Source organism: Streptomyces sp. NPDC093094 (assembly GCF_044754345.1).
GTDB lineage: Bacteria > Actinomycetota > Actinomycetes > Streptomycetales > Streptomycetaceae > Streptomyces.
On the sequence record NZ_JBIVOX010000006.1, the window covers coordinates 74,701 to 97,644 of the forward strand.

Here is a 22,944-nt window from a genome sequence, read left to right on the forward strand (position 1 = left end):
GTCCGTACCGTCGTGGCACAGGGAGGCCGGGTGCGTGAGAGCCGGTGCGTGACGGCGAAGTGCGCGGCGTGCCCGGGGCGCGGCCGGCGCCCTGCCCGCGTCATGGCCGCCACCGCCTCCCGGCCGCCCCGCCTCCGCCCCTGCCTCCTAGTCACCGCCTCCCCCGCCGCCGCCGTCGCCTCCTCCACCGTCGCCTCCTCCGCCGTCTCCCCCGCCGGAGTCGCCTCCGTCACCGCCTCCGTCACCGTCCGTGCCCCAGCCGTCGGCGCCGCCGAACTCGTTGTCGTCGCGCCCCTTGCCGAGGTTGCTGAACCAGGGGCGCTCCCACCATTCGTCGGCCGCGACCGGGTCCCCGCCGTTGGACCGGCGCCGCCGCTCGTCGCGAAAGCGCGCCGCGCCCGTGGTGTCCCCGATCCCGAAGGCGACGGCGACGGCCTGCGCCATGACGGCGTCCAGCGGGTCGGCACCCTCGTACCGCACCGGGCCCAGCGGCAGCAGGACGCCGCCGGGCTCGGGCCTCCGCCGTCGCCGGGGACGGGTCAGCAGGGCGACGCGCCGGTCGTCGCGCAGCAGCCACGAACTCTTCGTGTCCTCCCGCCGCAGCTCCCATCGCCGCCCGGACAGCGAGATCTCCACCCGGTCCCCGGACTCACGCCTCCTCCTGAAGCCGACCTCCGCGGGGGCGCCGCCGACGCTCAGCCGCAGCCCGTGCGACCGGTCGTGACCCGCGCGCCGGAAACCGTACGGCGCCCTGATCCGTACGACGGGAGCGTCGGGGCCCCACACGTCGACCCGGACCAGACTGCGTTCCACTGCGACGGCGATCGGCCCGGCGGGTCCCGGCGCGAACCGCCGGGCGATCCACAGGGGTACGCCCTCGGTCCGGGCCCGGGCGGCCAGCGCCGCCACCTCGTCCGCGCCGCCGCAGCGGCGTACGGCGAACTCCCCCAGCGCACGCGCGAACTCCGCGGCCCGCCGCGCCTTCAGCGGCCTCGTGGTACCGGTGACACGGGTCACGGGGACGACGCCGGGCCCGGCCGCCAGATCCCCCAGCGGGCGTTCCGTCCCGCCGCCGCCGAGCCAGTACCCGCGCCGGAACGCCTCGGCCATGGCGGCGAGGTTCAGCTCGTCCGACGGCATGTCCCGGCCGCCCCTGCGCAGCCCGTCGTCCGTCAGCTCGACGGTCCGCGCCAGCGGGTTCCACGACCGCTCGCGATAGAGCACCTGGCTCACAACAACCCCCATTCGTACGTCGTTCAACAGGGCGAGCCCGCCCTCAGAGAGGGCAGCGGCCGCCCGGACGGTTCCGTACGTGCCAGGAGGGGCTCCCGGAGATCCGGGGGCGGCCGGGGTCCGCCGTGCGGGCCCCGCGGTCCGGAAGGCGTTCCGGCGGGGGACAGGCGCGGCGGCGGAGCCACGGGCAGAATCGGTGGAAGGAGAACGTGACGGAGGTGCCGTGGGCGGACGACAGCGGGCGGCCGACGGTGCGCAGGGGCCGGTGCACCGGTTCCTCAGGGGGCACCGGGCACTGCGCGACGTCTTCTCGCCGGTCGCCGACACCCTCACCGCGCGCCACCGGCTGGCCTGGCTGAACGCCGCGGGCCTGAGCATCGGCACCACGCTGGACCTGCGCCGTACAGCCGAGGAGCTGGCCGACTTCACCGTGCCCGAACTCGCGGACGGCTGTGCGGTGGACCTGCTGGAGTCGGTGCTCCGGTTCGAGGAGGGCGACCGCAGCACGGGGAGCGGGGCGCCCCTGCTGCGGGCCATGGCGGTGTCCGAGGTCGACGGGCTGGATCTCGCCCCCGATCCCGTGGGCCAGCTGTCCGTGTACACCCCTCAGCGCCTGTCCGCCCAGTGCCTGACCTCGCGCAGGCCGGTCATGCTCAACCGGATGTCCCCGGCCGACTACGCGGCGGTGGCCCCCGGCCGGGCGGCGGCGGACCTCATGCGCCGGGCGGGCGTCCACTCGTACATGGCGGTCCCGCTGATCGCGCGGGGCATGCTGCTCGGGCTGGCCGACTTCATCCGCGCGGGCAGGCGTCCCTCCTTCACCCGCGGCGATCTGGCGCTGGCCACCGAGCTGGTCTCGAAGGCGGCCGTGTACATCGACAACGCCCGGCTGTACGGACGGGAGCGCATCCAGGTCGTCACCCTCCAGCGGACCCTGCTGCCCCGGGCCACCCCCCGCACCCCCGGGCTGGAGGTGTCCTCGTGCTACACCCCCACGCCGGACCCGGCCGGGGTCGGCGGCGACTGGTTCGACGTGGTGGCGCTGCCCAGCGGCCGCAGCGCGGTGATGGTGGGGGACGTGATGGGCCGCGGACTGGCCGCGGCGGCGACCACGGGCCGGCTGCGCACGGTGGCACGGACGCTCATGGCACTCGACATCGCGCCCGAGCGGGTCCTGGCCCGCCTCGACCTCGCCGTCCGGGACCTGGAGGAGGACCAGGTCGCCACCTGTCTGTGCGCCGTGTACGACCCGTACGGCAGCACCTTCCGCATCGCCAGCGCCGGCCATCTGCCGCCGCTGCTGACCTCCCCGGACGGCACCGTGTCGTTCCTGGAGCCGCCGGTCGGGGCACCGCTGGGCACCGGTGTGATCCCGTACGACCCGATCGAGTGCGTGGTGCCCCCGGGCAGCCGGCTGCTGCTGTACACCGACGGGCTCATCAGATCGCGCACGGCGGACGTGGAGGACCAGCTGGCCGCTCTGCTGCGCACCGCCCGCACGGCCGAACCGCAGGCGGCGGCGGTCTGCGACGCGGTCCGGGGGCAGGAGGGCGGCGACCCCTCGGACGACGCCGTCGTGGTCGTCGCGGGCACGGTCGCGCTCACCCCGGACAGCGACGCGTACGTGTGCACGCTGCCGCCCGACGGATCGGCCGCCTCACAGGCCCGCCGCACCGTGCGCGGGCTGCTGGTGAAGTGGGGGCTGCAGGACCTGGTCGACAGCACCGAGCTGGTGGTGAGCGAACTGGTCGGCAACGCCCTGCGCTACGGCAACGCCCCGGGTGAGCTGCGGCTGGTGCGGCACGAGCGGCTGTCGGTGGAGGTGTCCGACACCGGCCCCGACCTGCCGCAGATCCAGCACGCCGACCTCAGCGACGAGGGAGGCCGGGGGCTGCAGCTGATCAACATGCTGTGCCGGCGCTGGGGGGCCTGCCGCACCCCGGCCGGGAAGGTCGTCTGGGCGGAGCAGGACCTGCCGTCCTGACACACGCCCCGCCCGGCCGCCCCGGGCCACCCCGGCCGCCCCGCCCGGACGGCCCGGACGGCCCTGCGGGCCGAAGGGGCGCTCGGGTGCCGGCGGGGTGACCATGGTGAGGTGGCAGCGGGGCCGACGGCCGCGTGTGCCCGTGCGGTCCCCCGCCCGCGGGCGCGCTGCCCGTCGGCGACAAGGAGGCGGCCCGTGAGCGAGCCGGTGGAGGAACTGGTCAGCGGTGCCGCCCGGGACGCCGGCGGATGGATGGGCGCGCTGGCGATGGCGCAGGTGGCCACCAGCGCCGACGGCACCGTCGTGCGCTGGAACCGCGCCGCGCAGGACCTGCTGGGCCACACCCCCCAGCAGGTGGTCGGACGGCACATCGCCGAACTGCTGCACCCCGGCGCGGACCGCACTCTGGGCCGGTCGTTGTGGGAGGCGGTCGCCGGCGGGCGGGGCGTGATGGGCACCGTCACCGCCTGGCACGCGAACGGGCACCCGGTCGAGCTGGAGATCTGGGCCGGTCCGGTCACCGACCGCCGCAGCGACACGTCCGCGGTCATGGTGTTCGCCGCCGACGCGCACGCGGCCCGCCGGATCCGGGGCTCCTCGGCCGTGTGGGACGGGCTGTTCGCCCGCTCCCCGGTCGGTATCGCGGTGCTCGACACACAACTGCGGTTCCTGCGCGTCAACCGGGCCCTGGAGAGGATGAACGGCCTGCCGGAGTCCGCCCACATCGGCAGACGGCTGTCCCAGCTGCTCCCGCAGGTCAACGCCCACGACATGGAGGAGGCGATGAGCAGCGTCCTCGACACCGGGCAGCCGGTGCTCGACCGCCGCCGGGTCGGCCGCACCCCGGCCGACCCCGACCGCGACCGGGTGTGGTCGTGCTCCTACGTCCGTGTCGAGGACCCCGGGGAGCGGCCGATCGGTGTCATCGCCTCGCTGCTCGACATCACCGACCAGCAGCGCGCCTACATCGAGGCCGAGGCGGGACGGCGCCGTCTCGCCCTGCTCAGCGAGGCGTCGATACGGGTCGGCTCCAGCCTGGACCTGGAGCGCACCGCGCAGGAACTGGCCGATCTCACCGTGCCCAGGCTCGCCGACGCCGCCACGGTCGACATACTGGACAGCCTCGCCCACGGCGCCGATCCGGGCCCGGGGCTGACCGGCGGAGTCGGTCTGCGCCGCCTGGGCAAGGCCCCGCTGACCGGCTCCGCGGTCACCGACATCCTCGCCCCGCTCGGCCGCACCCTGGTCTTCCCCAGCGGGGCTCCCTACACCCAGGCCCTCACCGGACGGCACCCGTTCCTGCTGGCCCGCCTGGACGCCGGGGCCATCGCCGCCGCCGGCCGCCACACCGCCCGGCCCGCCCAGCTGCTGACGCTCGGGGTGCACTCGCTCATGATGGTCCCGCTCGTCGCCCGCGACCTCGTGCTGGGCATGGCCACCTTCTACCGCGTCGGCGAGGCCGCCGCGTTCGACGGCGACGACGTCGCCCTCGCCACCCAGCTCGCCGCCCGCGCCGCGATCAGCATCGACAACGCCCGCCTGTACCACCGTGAGCACGACACCGCCGTGACCCTCCAGCGCAGCATGCTGCCCCAGCACATCCCCGCGCCGGAGGGCATCGAGGTGGCCCACCGCTATCTGCCCGCCAGTGACGCCAACGAGGTCGGCGGCGACTGGTACGACGTGCTGCGTCTGCCCGGCGGCAAGGCGGCCCTGCTCATCGGGGACGTCATGGGCCACGGCATCGCCGCCGCCGCCGTCATGGGCCGGCTCTCCGCCAGTGTCCGTGCGCTGGTCCGCCTCGACCTGGAGCCGCGGCAGATCCTCGACCAGCTGGAGGCGACGCTGGACGACCTGGCCGAACCGATGCTCGCGACGCTGCTGTACGCCGTCGTCGACCCGGCGACCGGCCACTGCCGTCTCACCCGGGCCGGGCATCCCCCGCCCGCCGTCGTCGCTCCGGACGGCGCCGTCCGCCTCCTCGACCTGCCGCCCGGCGTCCCTCTCGGGGTCGGTGGCACCCGCTACACCACGACCGACATCACCCTGGAGCCGGGCAGCTTCCTCGTGCTGTACACCGACGGGCTCGTCGAGTCGCGCGGCAGCGACATCGACGAACGTCTCGCCGAACTCACGGACGCCCTCGCCGAGCCCTTCCACTCCCTCGACGCGATGTGCGACGGCCTGCTGGCCCGGCTCGTGCCGGCGTCCGCCGACGACGACATCGCCCTGCTCATCGCCCATCTCCCCGCCCGCCGGCGGCCGTCGGCCTGAGGGGGTCCCACCGGCGTCCGGGGCACCGGCCTCGCGGGGCACGCCCCCGGACGGCGGCCGCGCGGTCCTGCAGTGCTCGGGCACCCCTTGAGTTCTCCGTGCCCGGCCGGCCGTCGCGCCGGGAGCGGCTGTGATGGGTGCCGTTCACCCTGATCGGCCCGGACCCGGTCGCGGAGCCGGTGGCCGGCGGGCGGGAGCCGGTCGGCCTCCTGCTCACCGGTGTCCCTCCGCCGGTGGCGGCGACCCGGGGGCCACGGCCGTGCCGGCCGAGGTCCTCTTCCGCGCGCCCCGGCGGCGCCGGCCCTCCGAGGGAGCCCCCGCGGTTCAGCGGCCGCGCAGGGCCGCGAGGGCGGACTCCAGGTCGGCCGCTCCGGGACGGTTGTGGGGCAGCTTGCCGAGCACGACCGCCATGGCGCAGGTGTCGGTGAGCGCGGAGAGGACCAGTCCGCCCGCGACGGCGGCCGCGAGGAACGAGAAGGCCGGGTGCACGAGGAGACCGAGCAGGAGCGCCAGGAGCACCATGGCACCGGCCGTGAAGCGCACCTGGCGTTCCATGCTCCAGCCCGCCCGTGTGCCGCAGGCGGCCGGGCGGTGCAGGTCGTGGCCCGCGGCGGCCCAGGCACCCGTGCCTCCGGTCAGGGTGGCGGCGGGGACGCCCTGCTCGGCCAGCAGCCCGCACGCGTTCGCGGAGCGGGCACCGGAGGCGCACACGACGAGCAGCGTGCCGCGCCCGGCGGCGTGCCGGATCTCCGGAAGTGCCCGCCGGATCCGGTCCAGGGGGATGTTCAGGGCTCCGGGGAGGTGGCCGGAGGCGTATTCGGCGGGTGTGCGCACGTCGATGACGGTGAGCTCGTGCAGCCGGGTGCGGGCCTGCTCGGTGCCGAGGGAGAGGGGGCGGGGGGAATGGGCCATGACAGGTGTGTTCCTTGGTGGTCTAGGCTGTCCCGAACCGGGACGTACAGTACCCCTAGGGGTATTTTTCGAGGAGTGGTCGTGGAACTGGAGCTCGAGGGTGCGGACCTGAAGTCCGTGCTGAACCGGCTGCGGCGCGCGCAGGGCCAGATCTCCGGGGTGATCCGGATGATCGAGGAGGGCCGCGACTGCGAGGACGTCGTCACCCAGCTCGCCGCCGCGTCACGGGCGCTCGACCGGGCGGGCTTCGCGATCATCGCCACGGGCCTTCAGCAGTGCCTGGCGGACATCGACTCCGGCCGCAGGAACAGCGAGGACACCGAGCAGATGCGCGCGCGCCTGGAGAAGCTGTTCCTGTCCCTGGCCTGACCGGGGGGCGCGGCACGTCTCACACCGCCGCGTCGGCCAGCATCAGCGCGGCCACGGCCAGCAGGGTGCCGGCGAAGATCCGCCGAAGTGTGCGCGCCGGGACCTTCGCGGCCAGCCTTCGCCCGTCCCACGCGCCGAGGATCGCGGCACCGGCGAAGGGGGCGACGACCGCCCAGTCGAGCGGCTCGCCCGCACCGGCACGTGTCACCAGCGACGCCAGCGAGTTGACGGTGACGACCAGCAGGCTGGTCCCGACCGCGCTGCGCATCCCCAGCCGGAGCACCCCCAGCAGCGCGGGCACGGCGAGGAAGCCGCCGCCGACACCGAGGACTCCGGTGACGGCGCCCAGCCCGGCGCCCGCGGCCGCCGCGCGGCCCGGCCGCACCGGCACGGCGGTGTCCCCGGACGGGACACCGCGCAGCACACGGACCGCGGCGACCGCCGCCACCACACCGAACGCCGCCGTCAGGGCGGCCTCGGTGAGCCGGCCGGCCAGGACGCCGCCGAGCATCGCCGGGCCGATTCCGGCCGCCGCGAACAGCAGTCCCGTACGCCAGCGGACATGGCCGTCGCGGGCGTGCGCGGACAGCGCGGTGACCGAGGTGAGGGTGACGATGACCAGGCTCGCCGTGGTGGCCGCGGCCGGGGTGAAGCCGAGCAGGTAGATCAGGGCGGGGACGGCCAGCACACTGCCGCCGCCTCCGAGCGCCCCCAGCGCGAGGCCGATCACGGCCCCGGCGGTCAGCGCGAGCAGCAGGGCGGTCACGCGACCGTGCCGTTCCGGCCGCGCGCGTCGACGACCGGCAGGCCCGCCCCGGCCCATGCCCTCAGTCCGCCGACGACGTCCACGGCCTCGGCGCCACGGGCGGCGAGCAGTTCGGCGGCGTGCCGGGAACGGCTGCCGGAGCGGCAGATCACGACCAGGGGCCGTGCCTGCGCACGATCGGGCAGTGCGGCCCCGGCCACCAGCAGGGACAGGGGCAGATGCACGGACCCGGGCACGTGCCCGGCCTGCCGTTCGTGGGGCTCGCGGACGTCGAGCAGTACGGCGTCCGCGGCGCCGGACTCCCCGTGCCCGGTGCGTGCCGCCGCCTCCTGGACGGTCGTTCGGCCGGGGCCGCTCCGGCCTGTTCGGAACATGTTCATCTCGGTCTTTCGTCGCGGTTCTCGTCGACGGCGCGCACGCCGGCACGACTCGGGGCACCGCCCGCCGTCATGGGCGGGGCAGGGAAGGATCGGGGTACGGCGCAGGACCGGGGCCCGGTACGGCTCCACGGCCCCGCTCTCCGCCGGGGGCGCGGGCCCGCTCTCCGCCGGGGGCGCGGGCCCGCTCTCCGCCGGGGGCGCGGGCAGGAGTCCGGTGAGGCTCAGCGGCGCAGGGTCAGCCCGGCTCGCCCGGCGGCCTCGAAGGAGTCGTCCACGGCGACGACGACCCGGCCGGCGGCGTCCAGCAGGGACGCGGCGATCGCGGCGCGCATGCCGCCCGCGCAGTGCACCCACACCTCGCCCTCGGGCACCTCGCCGAGGCGCCGGTGCAGGGTGTGGACCGGGATGTGCACCGAGCCGTCGATGTGTCCGTCCGCCCGTTCCGAGGCGCGGCGGACGTCGAGCACGACCACGTCCCGCTTCGGGCGCACGGCCGCGAGGTCGGCGAACTGCGCGCGGCGGAAGGAGGCGGGCGTCCCGCCCTCGCGCAGCCAGTCGGACGGGCCGCCGGTGGCGGCCGCGGCCGGCCGGTCGATGCCGACCCGGGCGAGCTGCCGCTGCGCCGCGGCGAGCTGCTGCGGCGACTCCGCCAGCAGCGTCACCGGCCTGCCCCACGGGATCAGCCAGGCCAGATAGGCGGCGAGCTGCCCGTCGGCCTCGAAGTTGAACGATCCGGCGACATGGCCTTCGGCGAAGGCGACACGGTTGCGCAGATCCACCACCCACTCCCCCGCCGCCAGCCGCGCGGCGATCTCGTCGGCGTCCGCGACGGCGGGCGGGGTGAGGTCGACCGGCTCGGGACCGGCGGAGTTGGCCGGGCCCATGTGCGCGTAGTAGGCGGGCACGTCGTCGAGCCCGGCCAGCAGGTCGGCGACGAAGGTGTCGACGTCCCGGGTGAGGGCCTCGTTCGACGTCTTCTCCGCGCCGATGGTCGTCGCACCGGCCCGGGCAGGGCCGGCGGAGCAGAAGCTGCCGAAGCCGTGCGTGGGCAGTACGGCCGTCTCCTCGGGCAGCTCGGCGGCCAGGCGGCGCGCGGACGCGTGCTGGGCGCGGGCCAGCCCCTCGGTCAGGCGGGGCTCGACCAGGTCGGGGCGCCCGACCGTGCCGATCAGCAGGGAACCGCCGGTGAACACGGCGACGGCCGTGCCGTTCTCCTCCAGCACGTAGGAGGTGTGGTGCGGGGTGTGGCCGGGCGTCGCCATGGCCCGCAGGGCGAGCCCGGCAAAGGGGTCGATCTCGTGGCGGTCGCCGTCATGGACGGGCACGCGGGCGAAAGCGACCCGGGCCCCTGCCGGGACGAGGTAGACGGCGCCCGTGATCCTGGCGAGTTCCAGGCCCCCGGTGACGTAGTCGTTGTGCACGTGGGTCTCGACGACATGGGTGATCCGCACCCCGCGCCGGGCGGCCGCGGTGAGGATCTGGTCCATGTCGCGTGGCGGGTCGACCGCCACGGCGGTCCGGTCGCCGCCCGCGAGATAGCTCCGGTTGCCGAGCCCCGACACCTCGATCGTGTCGACGAAGAACACGAGGAACTCCCTTCCAGCCAGTGATTACCCCCCGGGGTATATCCGACCGTAGCACGAGTACCCCGGGGGGTATTTTCGAGGTGAGGGGACGGCCCGTCGCGGGCTCGGCGGTCAGGCCGGTGAAGGGGCTCCCGCCGAAACCGGTCACATGCCGGGTGACCTGCCCGTTCCGTCCACGAGGGGGGTCCTGGACGGCCCCCGGCGCCGGGCGGCGGACCGCTCCCCCGCACCCGGGACGCCGCGCCCGGGTGAACCGGCGGCCGACACCACAACTCGGGTCTTGCGCGTTTCCGCCATCGGGCCTTCTACTGTCCTTCACGCCGCCGTTCCTCGCACAACGGGGCGTCTGACGCATCCTTTGTCTCCCCCTTCGCACCGGGCATCCGGTGACAGGCACCAGCACCCCCTTTTCCCAGAAAGACCGAAGGCCCCGTGCCCGTACCCGTCGCACTCACCGGCCGCCTCACGCGGCTGGAGCCCCTCGCTCCGCACCACGCCGAAGGTCTGGCGCGCGCCGGGGCGGAGGACCGCGCCTCCTATGCGTTCACCCCCGTGCCGCACGGCCTGGACCCGGCTCGCGGCTATGTGGACCATGCCCTGGCCGAACAGGCGGCGGGCCGGGCGGTGCCGTTCGCGGTGATCCGTACGGACGACGGACGGGTCGTCGGCGCGACCCGCTTCCAGGAGCTCGACTACTGGAAGGGGCCGCTGGTGTGGCCCGCCGTGTCCGGGGTGCCCCACGGCGACCCGGCCACCGCGGTCCCCGACGCCGCCGAGATCGGCAACTCCTGGCTCGCCGCACACGCCCGGGGCACCGGGATCAACACCGAGGCCAAGCTGCTCCTGCTCCGCCACGCCTTCGAGACCTGGCGGGTGCGGCGGATCTCCTTTCGCGCCGACGCCCGCAACCTGCGCTCCCGCGCCGCGATCGAACGTCTCGGCGTCCTCTGCGAGGGCGTCCGCCGGGCGCACTCGCGGGGGCTGGACGGCGTGGTGCGCAGCACCGCGTTCTACTCGATCCTCGACGAGGAGTGGCCGGCCGTGCGCGCCGTCATCGAGCTCCGTCTGAGCGGGACGCGCTCCCCCGCGCCCCTGGGTGCCGCACCGGGCGCCCAGGCCCCCCGGCCCGCGGACCTCGACGAACAGCTCGTCCCGGCATAGCGGCCGACGCGGGCAGAGGCCGGGCCCGGTCCGGGGACCGCGCCGATCCGCGGGCCGCCCCGTCCGGCGGCGGCCGCCGCTTCTCTCACTGGATGTTGAGCCGGAGGGGGTGCGTGATGTCCGACGGGCAGACGAACACACGGAGTTCACCGAAGCGGCCCACGTTCAGCCCGGGGTCGCCGCCGCTGTCCAGGGTGAGGTGCAGACGCATCCGGGCGCCGCAGGCGCAGTCGAGCGGGACGAAGTCGGTGAGATGCCAGCTCGGCCAGCCGCCGGCCTTCCATCCGGGCAGGCAGCCGAGCGTCCGGGCGTAGTCGGCACCGTGGTCCTCCGCCCAGGTCAGGGCGGTCTCGGCGAGCTCCTCGGGGAGTTCGTCCTCCTCCGGCAGATCGACGGCGCCGAGCGGATCCAGGACGCAGGGGGCGGGGACGTAGCCGTCCTTCGCCTCGTCCGGCCGGGGCGGCTCCAGGATCCGGTCCGTCCCGGCCGCGGCGGAGGAGCGGAACATGATCCCGGCGTCCGGTCCCCAGTACCGCGGCTGTCCCGGAGGTTCCGCGTGGTCGTCGGGGCACCACATCAGCTGGAGCAGGTCCGTGCCGGGCGGGAAGGGCAGACCGGGCACGTCCCGGGAGAAGAGCTGGAGCACCGGGATCAGGGGAGGCGGCGTGTCGTGCGGCTCGGAGACCGTCCGTATCCGCTCCCAGGTGACCATGTCGAGCGCGCCGGCGCCCGCCATGATGCGTTCCTGGGTCCTCGCGTCCTCCTCGGTGACCTCGTACGCGCCGCCGCCGCGCGCCTGCCGGCGCTCCTTCGTCCTGCGGTCGGCCTCCTGCCACAGCTCCCGGTCGCGGTCCGACAGCTTCTCCCTCCTGCGCACCAGACGGGGCGCCCGGCACACGGGCCAGGGGTCGGCGGACGGCCACAGGAACGGCCCGCCGACGGAGCTGTCGTGGGGTCCGGGCGCCCCTGCCGACGGACGCAGCAGTGTCGCGGACCGGGCGAGCCCGGCGAACTCCGGGACCTGTCCGATCAGTTCCTGGGGTGAAGGCGTATCGCCGGCTGGGGACTTCACGCTGAGGTGTTCCTCCGAACGGGGCCGAGTCGTGGTACGCCGGTCATCATGCCCCAGGCCACCGGCACCGGGCACGGGCCTGCGGCGTCGCGGCGAGCGGCCCGGTACCCCACGGCCCCGCGCCGCACGGCGCCGTCCGCCCGAACACCCCTTCCCTCGGACAGCCCCCTCCCTCGGACAGGCCCCCTTCGCTCAGGCGGCCGCCAGTTCTCCCAGCAGACGCCAGGTGCGGCGCCGGCTGTCCTCGCCGGCGAGGTCCGTCGCGGCGAACACCACCTCCGTCGCCCCGGCCTCCCGGTAGCGCCGCACCGCGGCCGCGACGGTCTCCTCGTCGCCGATCACGGCCAGGTCCGCGGCCCGGGTCGCGCCGGACAGTTCGATGACGCGCCGGTAGGAGGGGAAGCGCTCGTAGAACGCGAGCGCCTCGGCCGCGGCCTCCCGTACGGCGGCGGGGTCGGCGGTGACCACCCCGGGCACGAACGCCACGATCCGCGGCGCCGGCCGGCCCGCCGCCCGTGCCGCCGCCGTGACGGCCGGGACGATGTGCTCGGCGAGGGCGCGCGGGCCGGCCAGGTACGGCAGGACACCGTCCGCGAGTGCGCCGGAGACTCGCAGCGCCTGCGGTGCCATGGCGGCGACCAGCAGCGGCACGGGCGGGAGGGCCCCGGGGACCACGGCCGGCAGCGGCGTGGCCGCGGTGAGCAGCTCTCCGTGGAAGTCGGCGCTGCCCGTCTCGACGAGCGGACGCAGGGCGGTGAGGAACTCCCGCAGCCTGCGGATGGGCCGCTCGTACGGGATGCCGAAGCCGGCCTCCGTCAACTGCCGCGTGCCCAGGGCGAGTCCGAGGTGGAAACGGCCGCCCGTGGCCGCCTGGGCGGTCTGCGCCTGGCTGGAGACGAGCAGCGGGTGGCGGCCGAAGACGGGGATCGCGGCCGTGCCGACCTGGAGTCCGGGCACCTCACGGCCGACGATCGCCGCCAGCGAGGCGGCGTCGTAGCCGAAGGTCTGCCCGAACCACGCCGACCGCACCCCGGCCTCATGGGCCTCCCGTGCGAGTCCCGCGATCTCGTCGATCCGATGCTGAAGAGGAACCGCTATGCCTGTGGTCACGTTCAGCACAACGGGCCTGCTCGCGAGCGTCATTCCGGTCCGCGTACGACAAGTGTGTGGCTGCCGCGTAACGCGATGTGTCTTTGTTGCCACCTGATGAAAACCGGCGGCGGCAGCCGGTCCGCGGCCTGCGGCGCGTGGTTGTCTGGCAGCACTCCGGCAGTCCTTCCACCGCGCCGGCCACCGGCCCGGTCCCGGCCGGGCACCGCCGTACCCGTACCAGGGAGAGCCATGGACCAGCCGCCCGGCTCCGTCACCGCCGGTCACACCCCGAGGGCGACTCCCCCACGGCCACGACGGATTCCTGACCGAAACGGGGGCAGGTCTCCCCGCTCGTGGGGGAACCCGTCCCCGGGGAACTCCCGCGGACACCCCGAGAACACGTCCCATGAACCGGAAGAAAGGCAGCGCGCATGTCGTCCCGTACCGCCGGCACCGCTGTGGCCGTCCATCCGCTGCTCGCCGAGCGCTGGAGCCCGCGCTCGTTCGACGCGGCGCACACGATCGCCGACGAGGAACTGATGTCGTTGCTGGAGGCGGCCCGCTGGGCGCCCTCCGCCCGCAACGGGCAGCCCTGGCGCTTCCTGGTCGGACGGCGCGGCGACACGGCGTACGAGCGGATCCTCGCCGCGCTCGTACCCGCCAACAGGCTGTGGGCGGCGAACAGTTCACTGCTGATCGCGGCGGTGGCCGAGGAGCGGCAGGAGAACGGCACGGCACACCGGGGCGCGGCCTACGACACCGGTCTGGCGGTCGCCCAACTGGCCCTGCAGGCACACGCCCTGGGGCTGCACGCCCATCAGATGAGCGGCTTCGACGCGAAGGAGCTGAGCGCCTCGCTGGAAGTGCCGGACGGCTTCCGGCCGCTCTCCGTCACCGCGGTGGGGGCGCTGGCCGCGGCGGACCTCCTCCCGCGGAGCCTGCGCGACCGCGAGACCGCCGCGCGGGAGCGGCGTCCCGCCGAGCAGACCTTCTTCGCGGAGCGGTGGGGCGACCCGTTCGTGGCCGGCGCCGGCGCCTTCGCCGCGCAGTGGGAGGCGTGGCACCGGCAGAAGGACGAACGGCTCGCCCATGAGCACGGCTTCCTCGCCGTCACCGGACTGCACTGGCCGGACGGCGAACCACGGCGGTTCGCCGACGCCCCCGGCGTGTGGTCGGCCGACGACGAGGAAGTCACCGTCGTCCTCGGCGAGGGCGAGGAACTCGTCGTCGACGGCGCCGTGGTACGGGGACAGCACTCCTTCGGCTCCGTACCGGAACGCGGCGGCGTCGACGCGGTGTGGGGCGACGCGGTGATCGAGGTCGCCAGGCGCGGCGGGCGCCACGTGGTCCGGCCCCGGCATCCGAAGCACCCGCTGCGCACCGGGTTCACCGGGACGCCCGCGTACGCGCCGGACGCCCGCTGGGTCGTCACCGGCACCTACACGCCGTTCGCCGCACCGCGGCCGACCACGGTGGGCGCCGCCGTCGAGGGGCTGGAGCATGTCTACGACGCACCCGGCGAGGTCCGCTTCGCGATCGGCGGCCGGGCGCTGAGCCTCACGGCGTTCGACGGGCACACGCCGGGCAGCCTTCTGGTCCTGTTCACCGACGCGACCTCCGGGGTGACGACCTACGCGGCCGATCGCGCCCTGCACATCGACGCTCCCGGGCCCGACGGCTCCGTGGTGCTGGACTTCAACCGTGCCGTCAATCTGCCCTGCGCCTACACCGACTTCGCGACGTGCCCCCTGCCGCCCGCGGAGAACCGGCTCCCGGTCGCGGTCGAGGCCGGCGAGAAGATCCCGCGCGAGCGCCGGGGATGAAGCCCGGCGGCGGGCCCCGTGCGGGGCCCGCCGGTCCGCCGTACCGCCTCAGAGGCCGTACTCCTTCACCACCCTCCGCACCTGGGCGAACAGCATGCCCACGTTCACCGACTTGCGGCACACCACCACCGCGACCACGTCCTGCTGCTCGTTCATGCGCAGGAACAGATGGGTCAGGTTCTCGCTGTTGACGAGGATCTCCTGGAAGAAGTGGTTGTCGGTGCTGACTCCTCGGCGTTCCTTGAAGATGTCCTCGATCATCACGACGGTGCGCCCCTGGAACAGGTCGAGGGTCGCGCCCGCCAGCAGGTCGAGCACCTCGGGCGGATGATTGTCGACGGTGTCGTAGGACAGCAGCATTCCGGTGGCCATGTCGACCACTCCGGCCGCCAGGCAGTCGGGGGCGTCGGCACGCAGTGTCTTCACCAGACCGAGGATCTGGTCGGAGAAGCCGGGACCCATGCGCTTGGTCGTCATCGCTCACACCACCTCAGGGGATTTCGCGGTCAGGATGCTGCCGATCCGGTCCAGGGTCGGCTGCGAGGCACGGTGCAGCCGGTCCACGTCCAGGCCCTCGTCGCCGAGGACGACCATCAGGGCGGTGTCGCCGATCGCGTACACCGCGGCGCAGCCGTGGCTGCCGTAGGTCACCTGCCGGCGCAGGGACCCCCGGGAGCTCGCCAGGGCCGTGCGCCGGGCGAGGCCGAGGCCGGCCGCGGCGAGGGCGGCGAGCCCCTCGGGATCGATGGCGTCGGCGGTGTCGGCCGCGATGAGCAGTCCGTCGACGGCCGCGACGGCTGTGTCGGTGATGCCTGTCACCTGTTCACGCAGCCCGCGCATCTCCAGCGCCAGCGCTTCATGGTTCATGGGCTCAGTTCTCCAGTTGCTGATCATGGTGCCCCGGCTGCTGCGGCACGCGGTTGCGGTCCGCGCTCCACAGACGGAGGAACCCTTTCCAACTCGCCCCGCTCTGCTGCGGGGTGAGCGCTTCGGTGATGCCGCTGGCGCCGGGGGTCCGGCGGGGCAGAGCGGTGGGGGCCGCGGGGGCGGGTCCGGGTGCGGCCGGGGCGGGCACCGGCGGTGCCGGGACATGACGTCGCACGACGCTGTCGGCCGGCAGCCGCACCGGGATCGGGGCGGGCTCCGCCGCACACTTCAGGAACCCCAGAGCGAGCATCCAGGCGACTTCGACGGTGACGGCGTACACCCCGCGGCCCGTCCGGAAGGCCAGGTCACGTGTGGTGCGGCGGCCGTCGGCATGCGCCAGCAGCTCGCCCTGGAAGGCACTGAGCCGGGACTGCGGGAGGGTCCCCGGCACAGGGCGTTCCCGGTCGGGGCGGACGGGGTACGGCAGGGCGTCGAGGGCGGTCAGCTTGCGGGCTGCGTCCTGGAGCAGCCGGGCGGGCGGCTCGCCGAGGGTGACCGCGGCGGGCGGCGGCCCGGCCACCGGGGCGCGCTCGCAGTCGTCGACCCGGCCGGCGATGATCGCGAACGCGGCGTCCTGCAGCGCCATCACGCACAGCACCCGGAGTTCCGCGGCGCCGGCGAGACCGCGGGCGACCAGGGCGGCGGCCGGCCAGCGCTCGCCTCCGGTCTCCCGCACCAGCTCGGCCCACTGTTCCGCGTCGACCCGGCCGGTGCGCAGCAGCAGGGCCTCGGCGCCGGGCGCTCCGGGGCTCTCGGCGGCGACGACGAGGCCGTCGCGCAGATGGAAGGCGCCGCCGGGCGCACCGGTCACCTTCAGCTCGCCGGTGAAGCCCTCGCCGCCGCACGAGCCCAGCGCCTCGGCCAGCCGGGTCCGGCCGAACACGCCGAGGGAATCCCGCACGCCCGCCATCGCTCCCCTTGGCCTGTCGCACACACGCCTGATGCGTCGCACTGAGGGGGGTATGTGTATCAGCCGGGCGCCACATTTCGAGCTGCGCTCAACCCAACTTGACCACTCCTGGCGGTAGTTGACATTCCACGCCGGACGACGACCTCAGCCCGGTGGTCATTTGACCGATCCGGGTCGGGACATGGACGGCTTCGGCGGGAAGGGCCGCACCGAAAGAGCGGGCCGCCGGCCGGGCAGGCCGGCGGCCCGGAGTCCGGCTCCTGCCGGGCCGGACGGGTCCGTTCAGCAGATGCGCGGCAGCTGCTCCCCGATCGGCAGGTCGACCACCCGCGTGCCGCCGAGCCCGGTCCGGGCCACGACCATGCCGGGGTGGGCCTCGACGGCCTCGCCGACGACCGCCGAGTCCGCGCCCAGCGGATGGGCCCGCATCGCCTCCAGCACGGCGTCGGCGTGCTCGCGCGGGACGAAGGCGACCAGCTTGCCCTCGTTGGCGATGTACAGGGGATCCAGACCGAGGATGGCGCAGGCGTTCGCCACGGCGGCCGGAACGGGCACGTCGCGCTCCTGCAGGACGACCCCCGTGCCCGAGGCGGCCGCGATCTCGTTGAGGGTGGCCGCCAGTCCGCCACGGGTGGGATCGCGCAGCACGTGCAGATCCGGGGTGACGGCGAGCATCGCCTCGACGAGCCCGCCGAGCGCCGCGCAGTCGCTCTCGATCTCGACGCCGAACTCCAGCCCCTCGCGGACGCTCATCACGGCGACCCCGTGCACACCGACGGCGCCGCTGACGATCACGACGTCTCCGGGCACGACCCGCTGCGGACGCAGGTCGACACCCGCCGGGACGACGCCGATGCCGGCGGTGTTGATGTAGACGCCGTCGCCGTGCCCGGACTCCACGACCTTCGTGTCACCCGTCGCCACCTCCACGCCGGCGGTGCGCGCGGCCGCGCCCAGCGCCTTGGCGACCCGGTCGACGACGTCCAGCTCGACGCCCTCCTCCAGGACGAACCCGCAGGAGAGGTAGGCGGCGCGGGCCCCGCTCATCGCGAGGTCGTTGACCGTGCCGTTGACCGCCAGGTCGCCGATGGACCCGCCGGGGAAGAACAGCGGCCGCACCACGTAGGAGTCGGTGGAGAAGGCCAGCCGGGTCCCGCCCAGGGTCAGGACCGCGGCGTCGCCCATCTGGGAGAGCACCTCGCCGCCGAAGGCGGGGGCGAAGATCTGCTGGACCAGTTCGGCGGAGAGGGCTCCGCCGCCGCCGTGCCCCATGACGACGCGCGAGCGGTCGCGCAGCGGCGCCGGGCACGTCCACGCCTCGACGTCCGGCGGTCCGGCGGGCAGTTCGGTGGTGTCAGACAACGGGGCTCGCCTCCCGGGCCTTCGAGCCGGCGGGGAGATCCAGCCGCCGGTACAGGTAGTACGCCGCGCAGGCGCCCTCGCTGGAGACCATGGTCGCGCCCAGCGGTGTCCGAGGTGTGCACAGGGTGCCGAACGCCTCGCACTCGTGCGGCTTGAGCAGGCCCTGCAGGACCTCTCCGCTGCGGCACGCGGCGGGCTCCTCGGTGCGGATGTCCTCGACGCTGAAGCGGTGCTCGGCGTCGTGGTCGCGGTACTTCGGCGACAGCCGCCAGCCGCTGCCGGGGATCACCCCGATACCGCGCCAGGCACGGTCGGTGACCTCGAAGACGTCCTCCAGCATGGCCCGGGCGGCGGGATTGCCGCCGGACCGCACGGCGCGGGCGTAGGCGTTGTCCACGGTGTGCTCGCCGCGCTCCAGCTGCCGGACGGTGCGGCGCACACCCTCCAGGATGTCGAGCGGCTCGAAGCCCGTCACGACGATCGGCACCCGGAAGCGTTCGGCCAGTTCCGGGTACTCCCCCGTCCCCATCACGCTGCACACGTGCCCGGCCGCGAGGAAGCCCTGCACCCGGCAGCTCGGCGACGACATGATCGCCTCGATCGCGGGAGGCACCCGGACGTGGGAGACCAGCATGCTGAAGTTGCGGACGCCCTGCTTCCTGGCCTGATGGACCGTCATGGCGTTGGGCGGCGCGGTCGTCTCGAAGCCGATCCCGAAGAACACCACCTCCCGGTCCGGGTTCTGCTGCGCGACCCGCAGGGCGTCCAGCGGCGAGTACACCACGCGTACGTCGCCCCCCTCGCCGCGGACCTGGAACAGGTCCCTGCCGGTGCCCGGCACGCGCAGCATGTCACCGAAGGAACAGAAGATCACCTCGGGGCGGGAGGCGATCTCCAGGGCCTTGTCGATGACCTCCAGCGGGGTCACACAGACCGGGCAGCCCGGCCCGTGGATCAACTCGACCTCGTCGGGCAGCAGCTGGTCGAGACCGTGGCGGATGATGCTGTGTGTCTGCCCTCCGCACACCTCCATCAGCGCCCACGGCCGGGTGACGGTGGCGTGGATGTCGTCGAGGAGCCGGCGGGCCAGCTCCGGGTCCTGGAACTCGTCGATGTACTTCACCGGTCGCGCACCTCCTCCCGCGGTTCCAGGCCCGCCTCCGCCGCGGCCATCTCCCAGGCGTCGCCGAACTCCTCCTGGAGCATGCCGAGTTCGGCGAAGAGCTCCAGCGTCTGCTTCGCCGACTCCTCGTCCAGCCGTTGCAGGGCGAACCCCACGTGCACGATGGCGTACTCGCCGACCTGGAGGTCCGGCAGATACTCCAGGCACACCTCCTTGACCACGCCGCCGAAGTCGACGCTGGCCATCCGGGTGCCGTCACGTTCGTCGATGTCCAGCACTCTGCCGGGTACCGCCAGGCACATGGGCCTCTCCTCGCTGTGTTTCGCGGGTCGTTCAGTCGTGGGTCGTGGTCCGGGCGGCCACCATCAGCTGGCCCAGGGCCAGACCGCCGTCGCCCGGCGGCACCAGGCGGTGCCGCAGGACCGTGAAGCCGTCCTCGCGCAGCGCCGCCGCACACGCCGAGGACAGCAGCGTGTTGGCGAAGACCCCGCCGGTCAGGGCCACCGTGTCCAGCCCGTGCCGCTCCCGCGCCAGCCCGCACATCCGGTGCACGAGCGCGGCCACGCCACGGTGGAAGCGGGCCGCGACCACGGCCTGTCCGGCACCCGCCCGCAGATCGGCGACGACCGCCGCCACCAGGGGCGCGGGATCGGCCGTCACGCACGCGTCGTCCAGCAGCCCGAAGGGGTACGCGGTGGTGTCCCCGGCCGGTGCGCGCAGTGCGGCGGCCTCCAGCTCGACGGCGGCCTGGGCCTCGTAGCCCGCCCGGTGGCAGACCCCGGCGAGCGAGGACACGGCGTCGAAGAGCCGGCCCATGCTGGAGGTGGGAACACAGTTCAGGTTCCGTTCCAACTGCCTTTCCAGCAGCGGCAGTTCCTCGGGCGGACAGGCGGTCGTGCAGGCCAGGTCGGCGGAGCGGGCGAGCCCGGCCGCGCGCAGATGGGCCAGCGCCATGCGGTACGGCCGGCGCACCGCGCTGTCGCCGCCGGGCAGGGGCACGTACGCGAGATGGCCGAACCGGGTGAAGCCGTCGTAGTCCGCCAGCAGGAACTCCCCGCCCCACACGGCGCCGTCGTCGCCGTGGCCGGTGCCGTCGAAGGCGACCCCGATCACCGGGCGGGTGCCGTCCAGCCCGTGCTCGGCCATCGCGGCGGCGACGTGGGCGTGATGATGCTGGACGCGTACGACGCTCCGGCCGGCCGCGTTCCGCTCCGCCCACCGCGCGGAGCGGTACCCGGGATGCCGGTCGCACGCCAGGCTCGTGGGCCGTACGCCCGTGATGGACTCCAGCTGCGCGACGGCGCCCTCGAAGGCGTGCTGCGTGGCGAGGTCGTCCATGTCGCCGATGTGCGCCGACAGCCATGCCCGGCGTGCCTCGGCGAGACAGAAGGTGTTCTTCAGGTCCCCGCCGACGGCGAGGGCGGGCCGCACGGACAGCGGCAGGGCGACCGGCAGGGGCGCGTAGCCGCGGGAGCGCCGCAGCAGCAGAGGTTCTCCGTCGCAGACACGGACCACGGAGTCGTCGCACGGCACATGGATGGGCCGGTCGTGCGTCAGCCAGGCGTCGGCCAGCGGCGCGAGCCGTTCCAGCGCCTCGGCGTCGTCGGTGACGATCGGCTCGCCGGAGACGTTGCCGCTGGTCATGACGAGCAGCCGCGGGCCGTCCGGGTCGCCGGGCAGACCGAGCAGGAGGTGATGGACGGGGGTGTACGGCAGCATCACCCCGAGGTCGGGGCTGCCGGGCGCGACGGCCTCGGCGGGCCGCGGCGCGAAGGCCGCCCCGCCGGGCGCGGTCCGTGCGTGCCCCGTCGGCGGGTGCGCCCGGTCCGGGTGCCGCCGCAGCAGGACGACCGGCCGGGCCGGGCCTTCGAGCAGATCGCGTTCCTCGGGGCCGAGGCGGACGAGGTGCTCGACGTCGGCCGTGCTCCTCGCCATGACGGCGAAGGGCTTGTCCCCGCGGGCCTTGCGCCGCCGCAGCAGCGCGACCGCGGCGGCGTCGGTGGCGTCACAGGCGAGGTGGTAACCGCCGAGTCCCTTCACGGCGAGGATCGCGCCGCGGGCGAGCAGGGCGCGCGCCTCCCGGACCGGGTCGGCCGGAGCGGCGTCCGGTCCGGCCCCCGGCACGACCAGACGCAGCCGTGGCCCGCAGGCCGGGCAGGCGACCGGCTGCGCGTGGAAGCGCCGGTCGGCGGGATCCTCGTACTCACGGGCGCAGCCGGGGCACATCGGGAACCCGGCCATGGTGGTGCCGGCCCGGTCGTAGGGCACACCGGTGACGATGGTGAAACGCGGCCCGCAGTGGGTGCAGTTGACGAAGGGGTGGCGGTGGCGGCGGTCGGCGGGGTCGGCCAGTTCGGCGAGGCAGTCCGCGCAGGTGGCGGTGTCCGGGGAGACCAGGGTGCGGGCGGGCCCGCCGGAGCGGGACGCGAGGATGGTGAACGCCTCGCCCCCGGCGGCGGGCAGTTCCTGGTGGTGCACCGACTCCACCCGGGCCAGCGGGGGCGCCTGGACGGCGATCCGGTCGCAGAACCGGGCCACGGCCGCGGCGGTGCCCTCGACCTCGGCGACGACGCCGTCCGGTGTGTTGGTCACATGCCCGACCAGGGCGAGCTCGGTGGCCAGTCCGTAGACGTACGGCCGGAAGCCCACGCCCTGCACGACGCCGCGGACGAGGACGCGGCGCCGGTGCGGACGGTCCGGGGTGCGGGCACCGGGCCGGGCGGGAGCACTCACGGGCGGGCGGGCGCCGGGGCGGGCGCGTCGGCCGCACCTGTACGGGCGTGCGGGTGGCCGGTGTGCGCGTGGCCGGCCATGACGGGCCTGTGCGGCGGTGCGCCCTGCGCGGCGGCGAGCGCGCGGTCCAGCAGGGTGCCGACGCCCTGCCCCCGGCGCGCGGAGGTGAGGACCACGTCCACCCCCGGGTTGACCCGCTCCACGTTCGCGCGGAACGTCTTCTCGTCGAACTCGACCGCCTCGGCGATGTCGGTCTTGGTGACCACGACGAGATGGGCGAGGCCGAAGGCGGTGGGGTACTTGAGCGGCTTGTCCTCGCCCTCGGTCACGGAGGCGAGCACCACCCGCAGGGTCTCCCCCAGGTCGTAGCCGGCGGGGCAGACCAGGTTGCCGACGTTCTCCACGAACAGCAGCCGGGTGTCCTCGGGCAGCCATCCGTCGAGGTGCCCGGCGAGCATGGCCGCCTCCAGATGGCACAGCCCGTCGGTGAGCACCTGCTTGACCGGCACACGGGAACGGGCGAGGCGTGCAGCGTCGTTCTCGGTGGCGAGGTCGGCGGTGAGCGCGGCGACGGGGACGTCGCGCTCCCGGGCCAGCAGCAGTTCGCGCTCCAGGAGCGCGGTCTTGCCGCTGCCGGGGCTGGACAGCAGATTGACGACCGTGGTGCCCCGGTCCGCGAGATGGGTGCGCAGGAGGGCGGCGGTCGCGTCGTTCTTCGCGAGCACGGCCTGCTGCAGTTCGACGGCACGGCACATGGTTCAGCACTCCTCGGGGATCGGTTCGCGGGCGGCCGGGCGCACGGGGTCGCCGTCCTCCCAGTGCACGGCCGCGATCTGCAGTTCCCGGCCCGAGACCAGCTCGACGGCCGTCCCCTCGCACACGGGGCAGCTCAGCCGCGGCGGCATGCCGACGGGCCACTCGTGCGCGCAGGGTGTGCAGCGGGCCCGCCCGGGCACCGGCTCGGTGACGAGCTCGGCGCCCTCCAGCAGCGTTCCGGCGCAGGCGAGTCCGAAGCAGAAGGTGAGGGAGTCGGGTACGACACCGGCCAGTTCGCCCACCCTGAGCCGTACCGATCGCACCGCGGTGACGTTCGCGGTCTCGGCGGCGGCCGTCTCCACCTGGTCGATCACGGCCAGCGCGACGGACATCTCGTGCATAGGTCCTCGTCCTCCCGGGGCCGGGCCTCATTCAAGGCGAGCGGCCCCGGCCCGAGCGCCCGGCACGCCGGAGCCGGACC

The 22,944-nt window shown here is 74.7% G+C and carries 21 protein-coding genes and 1 pseudogene; 6 read left to right on the forward strand and 16 right to left on the reverse strand.

From position 1 onward, the window contains the following. Nucleotides 1-147 precede the first annotated feature (147 nt). Nucleotides 148-1,245 (reverse strand): hypothetical protein, encoded by a 1,098-nt coding sequence (locus tag ACIQGV_RS13875; protein ID WP_402494220.1) that lies wholly within the window; start codon nucleotides 1,243-1,245, stop codon nucleotides 148-150. Between the two features lie 211 nt (nucleotides 1,246-1,456). Between ACIQGV_RS13875 and ACIQGV_RS13880 the strand changes: the two genes are divergently transcribed. Beyond that, complete coding sequence (locus ACIQGV_RS13880; protein ID WP_402494222.1) at nucleotides 1,457-3,217, forward strand: SpoIIE family protein phosphatase; 1,761 nt, start codon at nucleotides 1,457-1,459, stop codon at nucleotides 3,215-3,217. 195 nt (nucleotides 3,218-3,412) lie between these two features. Next, nucleotides 3,413-5,491, forward strand: a complete 2,079-nt coding sequence (locus tag ACIQGV_RS13885; protein ID WP_402494224.1) for a SpoIIE family protein phosphatase — start codon at nucleotides 3,413-3,415, stop codon at nucleotides 5,489-5,491. Nucleotides 5,492-5,815: 324 nt separating this feature from the next. On the opposite strand, the gene ACIQGV_RS13890 is transcribed toward ACIQGV_RS13885, so the two are convergent. After that, nucleotides 5,816-6,403, reverse strand: a complete 588-nt coding sequence (locus ACIQGV_RS13890) for a rhodanese-like domain-containing protein (RefSeq protein WP_402494226.1) — start codon at nucleotides 6,401-6,403, stop codon at nucleotides 5,816-5,818. 81 nt (nucleotides 6,404-6,484) lie between these two features. On the opposite strand from ACIQGV_RS13890, the gene ACIQGV_RS13895 reads away from it, so the two are divergent. Continuing rightward, the gene (locus ACIQGV_RS13895; RefSeq protein WP_402494228.1) at nucleotides 6,485-6,772 is read left to right on the forward strand and encodes a metal-sensitive transcriptional regulator; all 288 of its coding nucleotides are present in this window, start codon (nucleotides 6,485-6,487) and stop codon (nucleotides 6,770-6,772) included. Between the two features lie 19 nt (nucleotides 6,773-6,791). Here ACIQGV_RS13895 and ACIQGV_RS13900 read toward each other — a convergent pair whose 3' ends face one another. From ACIQGV_RS13900 to ACIQGV_RS13910, 3 genes are all read right to left on the reverse strand, one after another. Beyond that, the gene (locus ACIQGV_RS13900; protein ID WP_402494230.1) at nucleotides 6,792-7,538 is read right to left on the reverse strand and encodes a sulfite exporter TauE/SafE family protein; all 747 of its coding nucleotides are present in this window, start codon (nucleotides 7,536-7,538) and stop codon (nucleotides 6,792-6,794) included. Further along, entirely contained in the window at nucleotides 7,535-7,918 is a 384-nt protein-coding gene (locus ACIQGV_RS13905; RefSeq protein WP_402494232.1) for a rhodanese-like domain-containing protein, read from the reverse strand. The genes ACIQGV_RS13900 and ACIQGV_RS13905 overlap by 4 nt, the downstream gene beginning before the upstream one ends. A gap of 221 nt (nucleotides 7,919-8,139) precedes the next feature. Next, a complete protein-coding gene (locus ACIQGV_RS13910; protein WP_402494234.1) occupies nucleotides 8,140-9,504 on the reverse strand; it encodes a rhodanese-like domain-containing protein in 1,365 nt (454 codons plus the stop codon). 432 nt (nucleotides 9,505-9,936) lie between these two features. Here ACIQGV_RS13910 and ACIQGV_RS13915 point away from each other — a divergent pair, with 432 nt between their 5' ends. Next, on the forward strand, nucleotides 9,937-10,665 hold the full coding sequence (locus tag ACIQGV_RS13915) for a GNAT family N-acetyltransferase (protein ID WP_402494235.1): 729 nt from the start codon (nucleotides 9,937-9,939) through the stop codon (nucleotides 10,663-10,665). An 85-nt stretch (nucleotides 10,666-10,750) separates the two neighbouring features. On the opposite strand, the gene ACIQGV_RS13920 is transcribed toward ACIQGV_RS13915, so the two are convergent. Together ACIQGV_RS13920 and ACIQGV_RS13925 are read right to left on the reverse strand one after the other, a co-directional pair. Then, the gene (locus ACIQGV_RS13920) at nucleotides 10,751-11,737 is read right to left on the reverse strand and encodes a hypothetical protein (protein WP_402494237.1); all 987 of its coding nucleotides are present in this window, start codon (nucleotides 11,735-11,737) and stop codon (nucleotides 10,751-10,753) included. A 192-nt stretch (nucleotides 11,738-11,929) separates the two neighbouring features. Beyond that, nucleotides 11,930-12,847 carry a TIGR03564 family F420-dependent LLM class oxidoreductase gene (locus tag ACIQGV_RS13925; RefSeq protein ID WP_402494239.1) on the reverse strand — a complete coding sequence of 306 codons (918 nt, stop codon included), beginning with the start codon at nucleotides 12,845-12,847 and terminating at the stop codon, nucleotides 11,930-11,932. Nucleotides 12,848-13,260: 413 nt separating this feature from the next. On the opposite strand from ACIQGV_RS13925, the pseudogene ACIQGV_RS13930 reads away from it, so the two are divergent. Together ACIQGV_RS13930 and ACIQGV_RS13935 are read left to right on the forward strand one after the other, a co-directional pair. Next, a pseudogene (locus ACIQGV_RS13930) lies at nucleotides 13,261-13,722 on the forward strand (nitroreductase family protein); the annotation flags it as partial. Nucleotides 13,723-13,848: 126 nt separating this feature from the next. After that, complete coding sequence (locus tag ACIQGV_RS13935) at nucleotides 13,849-14,652, forward strand: DUF1684 domain-containing protein (protein WP_402494982.1); 804 nt, start codon at nucleotides 13,849-13,851, stop codon at nucleotides 14,650-14,652. A 48-nt stretch (nucleotides 14,653-14,700) separates the two neighbouring features. On the opposite strand, the gene ACIQGV_RS13940 is transcribed toward ACIQGV_RS13935, so the two are convergent. From ACIQGV_RS13940 to ACIQGV_RS13980, 9 genes are all read right to left on the reverse strand, one after another. Next, nucleotides 14,701-15,129: a hypothetical protein gene (locus ACIQGV_RS13940; protein WP_402494241.1), complete on the reverse strand. Its 429-nt coding sequence runs from the start codon at nucleotides 15,127-15,129 to the stop codon at nucleotides 14,701-14,703. A gap of 3 nt (nucleotides 15,130-15,132) precedes the next feature. Beyond that, nucleotides 15,133-15,519 carry a roadblock/LC7 domain-containing protein gene (locus ACIQGV_RS13945; protein ID WP_402494243.1) on the reverse strand — a complete coding sequence of 129 codons (387 nt, stop codon included), beginning with the start codon at nucleotides 15,517-15,519 and terminating at the stop codon, nucleotides 15,133-15,135. Between the two features lie 4 nt (nucleotides 15,520-15,523). Further along, nucleotides 15,524-16,489, reverse strand: coding sequence for a MarR family transcriptional regulator (locus ACIQGV_RS13950; protein ID WP_402494245.1), 966 nt, complete (start codon nucleotides 16,487-16,489; stop codon nucleotides 15,524-15,526). A 282-nt stretch (nucleotides 16,490-16,771) separates the two neighbouring features. Continuing rightward, a complete protein-coding gene (gene hypE / locus ACIQGV_RS13955) occupies nucleotides 16,772-17,851 on the reverse strand; it encodes a hydrogenase expression/formation protein HypE (protein WP_402494247.1) in 1,080 nt (359 codons plus the stop codon). After that, nucleotides 17,844-18,974 (reverse strand): hydrogenase formation protein HypD, encoded by a 1,131-nt coding sequence (gene hypD / locus ACIQGV_RS13960; protein WP_402494249.1) that lies wholly within the window; start codon nucleotides 18,972-18,974, stop codon nucleotides 17,844-17,846. Before hypD ends, hypE begins: the two co-directional genes overlap by 8 nt. Beyond that, nucleotides 18,971-19,276: a HypC/HybG/HupF family hydrogenase formation chaperone gene (locus ACIQGV_RS13965; RefSeq protein WP_402494251.1), complete on the reverse strand. Its 306-nt coding sequence runs from the start codon at nucleotides 19,274-19,276 to the stop codon at nucleotides 18,971-18,973. The genes hypD and ACIQGV_RS13965 overlap by 4 nt, the downstream gene beginning before the upstream one ends. A gap of 31 nt (nucleotides 19,277-19,307) precedes the next feature. Further along, the gene (hypF, locus tag ACIQGV_RS13970; RefSeq protein WP_402494253.1) at nucleotides 19,308-21,707 is read right to left on the reverse strand and encodes a carbamoyltransferase HypF; all 2,400 of its coding nucleotides are present in this window, start codon (nucleotides 21,705-21,707) and stop codon (nucleotides 19,308-19,310) included. Next, entirely contained in the window at nucleotides 21,704-22,462 is a 759-nt protein-coding gene (hypB, locus tag ACIQGV_RS13975) for a hydrogenase nickel incorporation protein HypB (protein ID WP_402494255.1), read from the reverse strand. The genes hypF and hypB overlap by 4 nt, the downstream gene beginning before the upstream one ends. Nucleotides 22,463-22,465: 3 nt before the next feature. Further along, nucleotides 22,466-22,864 carry a hydrogenase maturation nickel metallochaperone HypA gene (locus tag ACIQGV_RS13980; RefSeq protein ID WP_402494258.1) on the reverse strand — a complete coding sequence of 133 codons (399 nt, stop codon included), beginning with the start codon at nucleotides 22,862-22,864 and terminating at the stop codon, nucleotides 22,466-22,468. Between the last annotated feature and the right edge of the window lie 80 nt (nucleotides 22,865-22,944).

What these genes read in the sequence shown, in the direction of transcription:
- ACIQGV_RS13945 (WP_402494243.1), bottom strand. Translation starts at nt 15,519, where the DNA reads ATGAACCATGAAGCGCTGGCGCTGGAGATGCGCGGGCTGCGTGAACAG.
- ACIQGV_RS13875 (WP_402494220.1), bottom strand. Translation starts at nt 1,245, where the DNA reads ATGGGGGTTGTTGTGAGCCAGGTGCTCTATCGCGAGCGGTCGTGGAAC.
- ACIQGV_RS13940 (WP_402494241.1), bottom strand. Translation starts at nt 15,129, where the DNA reads ATGACGACCAAGCGCATGGGTCCCGGCTTCTCCGACCAGATCCTCGGT.
- ACIQGV_RS13980 (WP_402494258.1), bottom strand. Translation starts at nt 22,864, where the DNA reads ATGCACGAGATGTCCGTCGCGCTGGCCGTGATCGACCAGGTGGAGACG.
- ACIQGV_RS13890 (WP_402494226.1), bottom strand. Translation starts at nt 6,403, where the DNA reads ATGGCCCATTCCCCCCGCCCCCTCTCCCTCGGCACCGAGCAGGCCCGC.
- ACIQGV_RS13950 (WP_402494245.1), bottom strand. Translation starts at nt 16,489, where the DNA reads ATGGCGGGCGTGCGGGATTCCCTCGGCGTGTTCGGCCGGACCCGGCTG.
- hypB (WP_402494255.1), bottom strand. Translation starts at nt 22,462, where the DNA reads ATGTGCCGTGCCGTCGAACTGCAGCAGGCCGTGCTCGCGAAGAACGAC.
- ACIQGV_RS13905 (WP_402494232.1), bottom strand. Translation starts at nt 7,918, where the DNA reads ATGAACATGTTCCGAACAGGCCGGAGCGGCCCCGGCCGAACGACCGTC.
- ACIQGV_RS13965 (WP_402494251.1), bottom strand. Translation starts at nt 19,276, where the DNA reads ATGTGCCTGGCGGTACCCGGCAGAGTGCTGGACATCGACGAACGTGAC.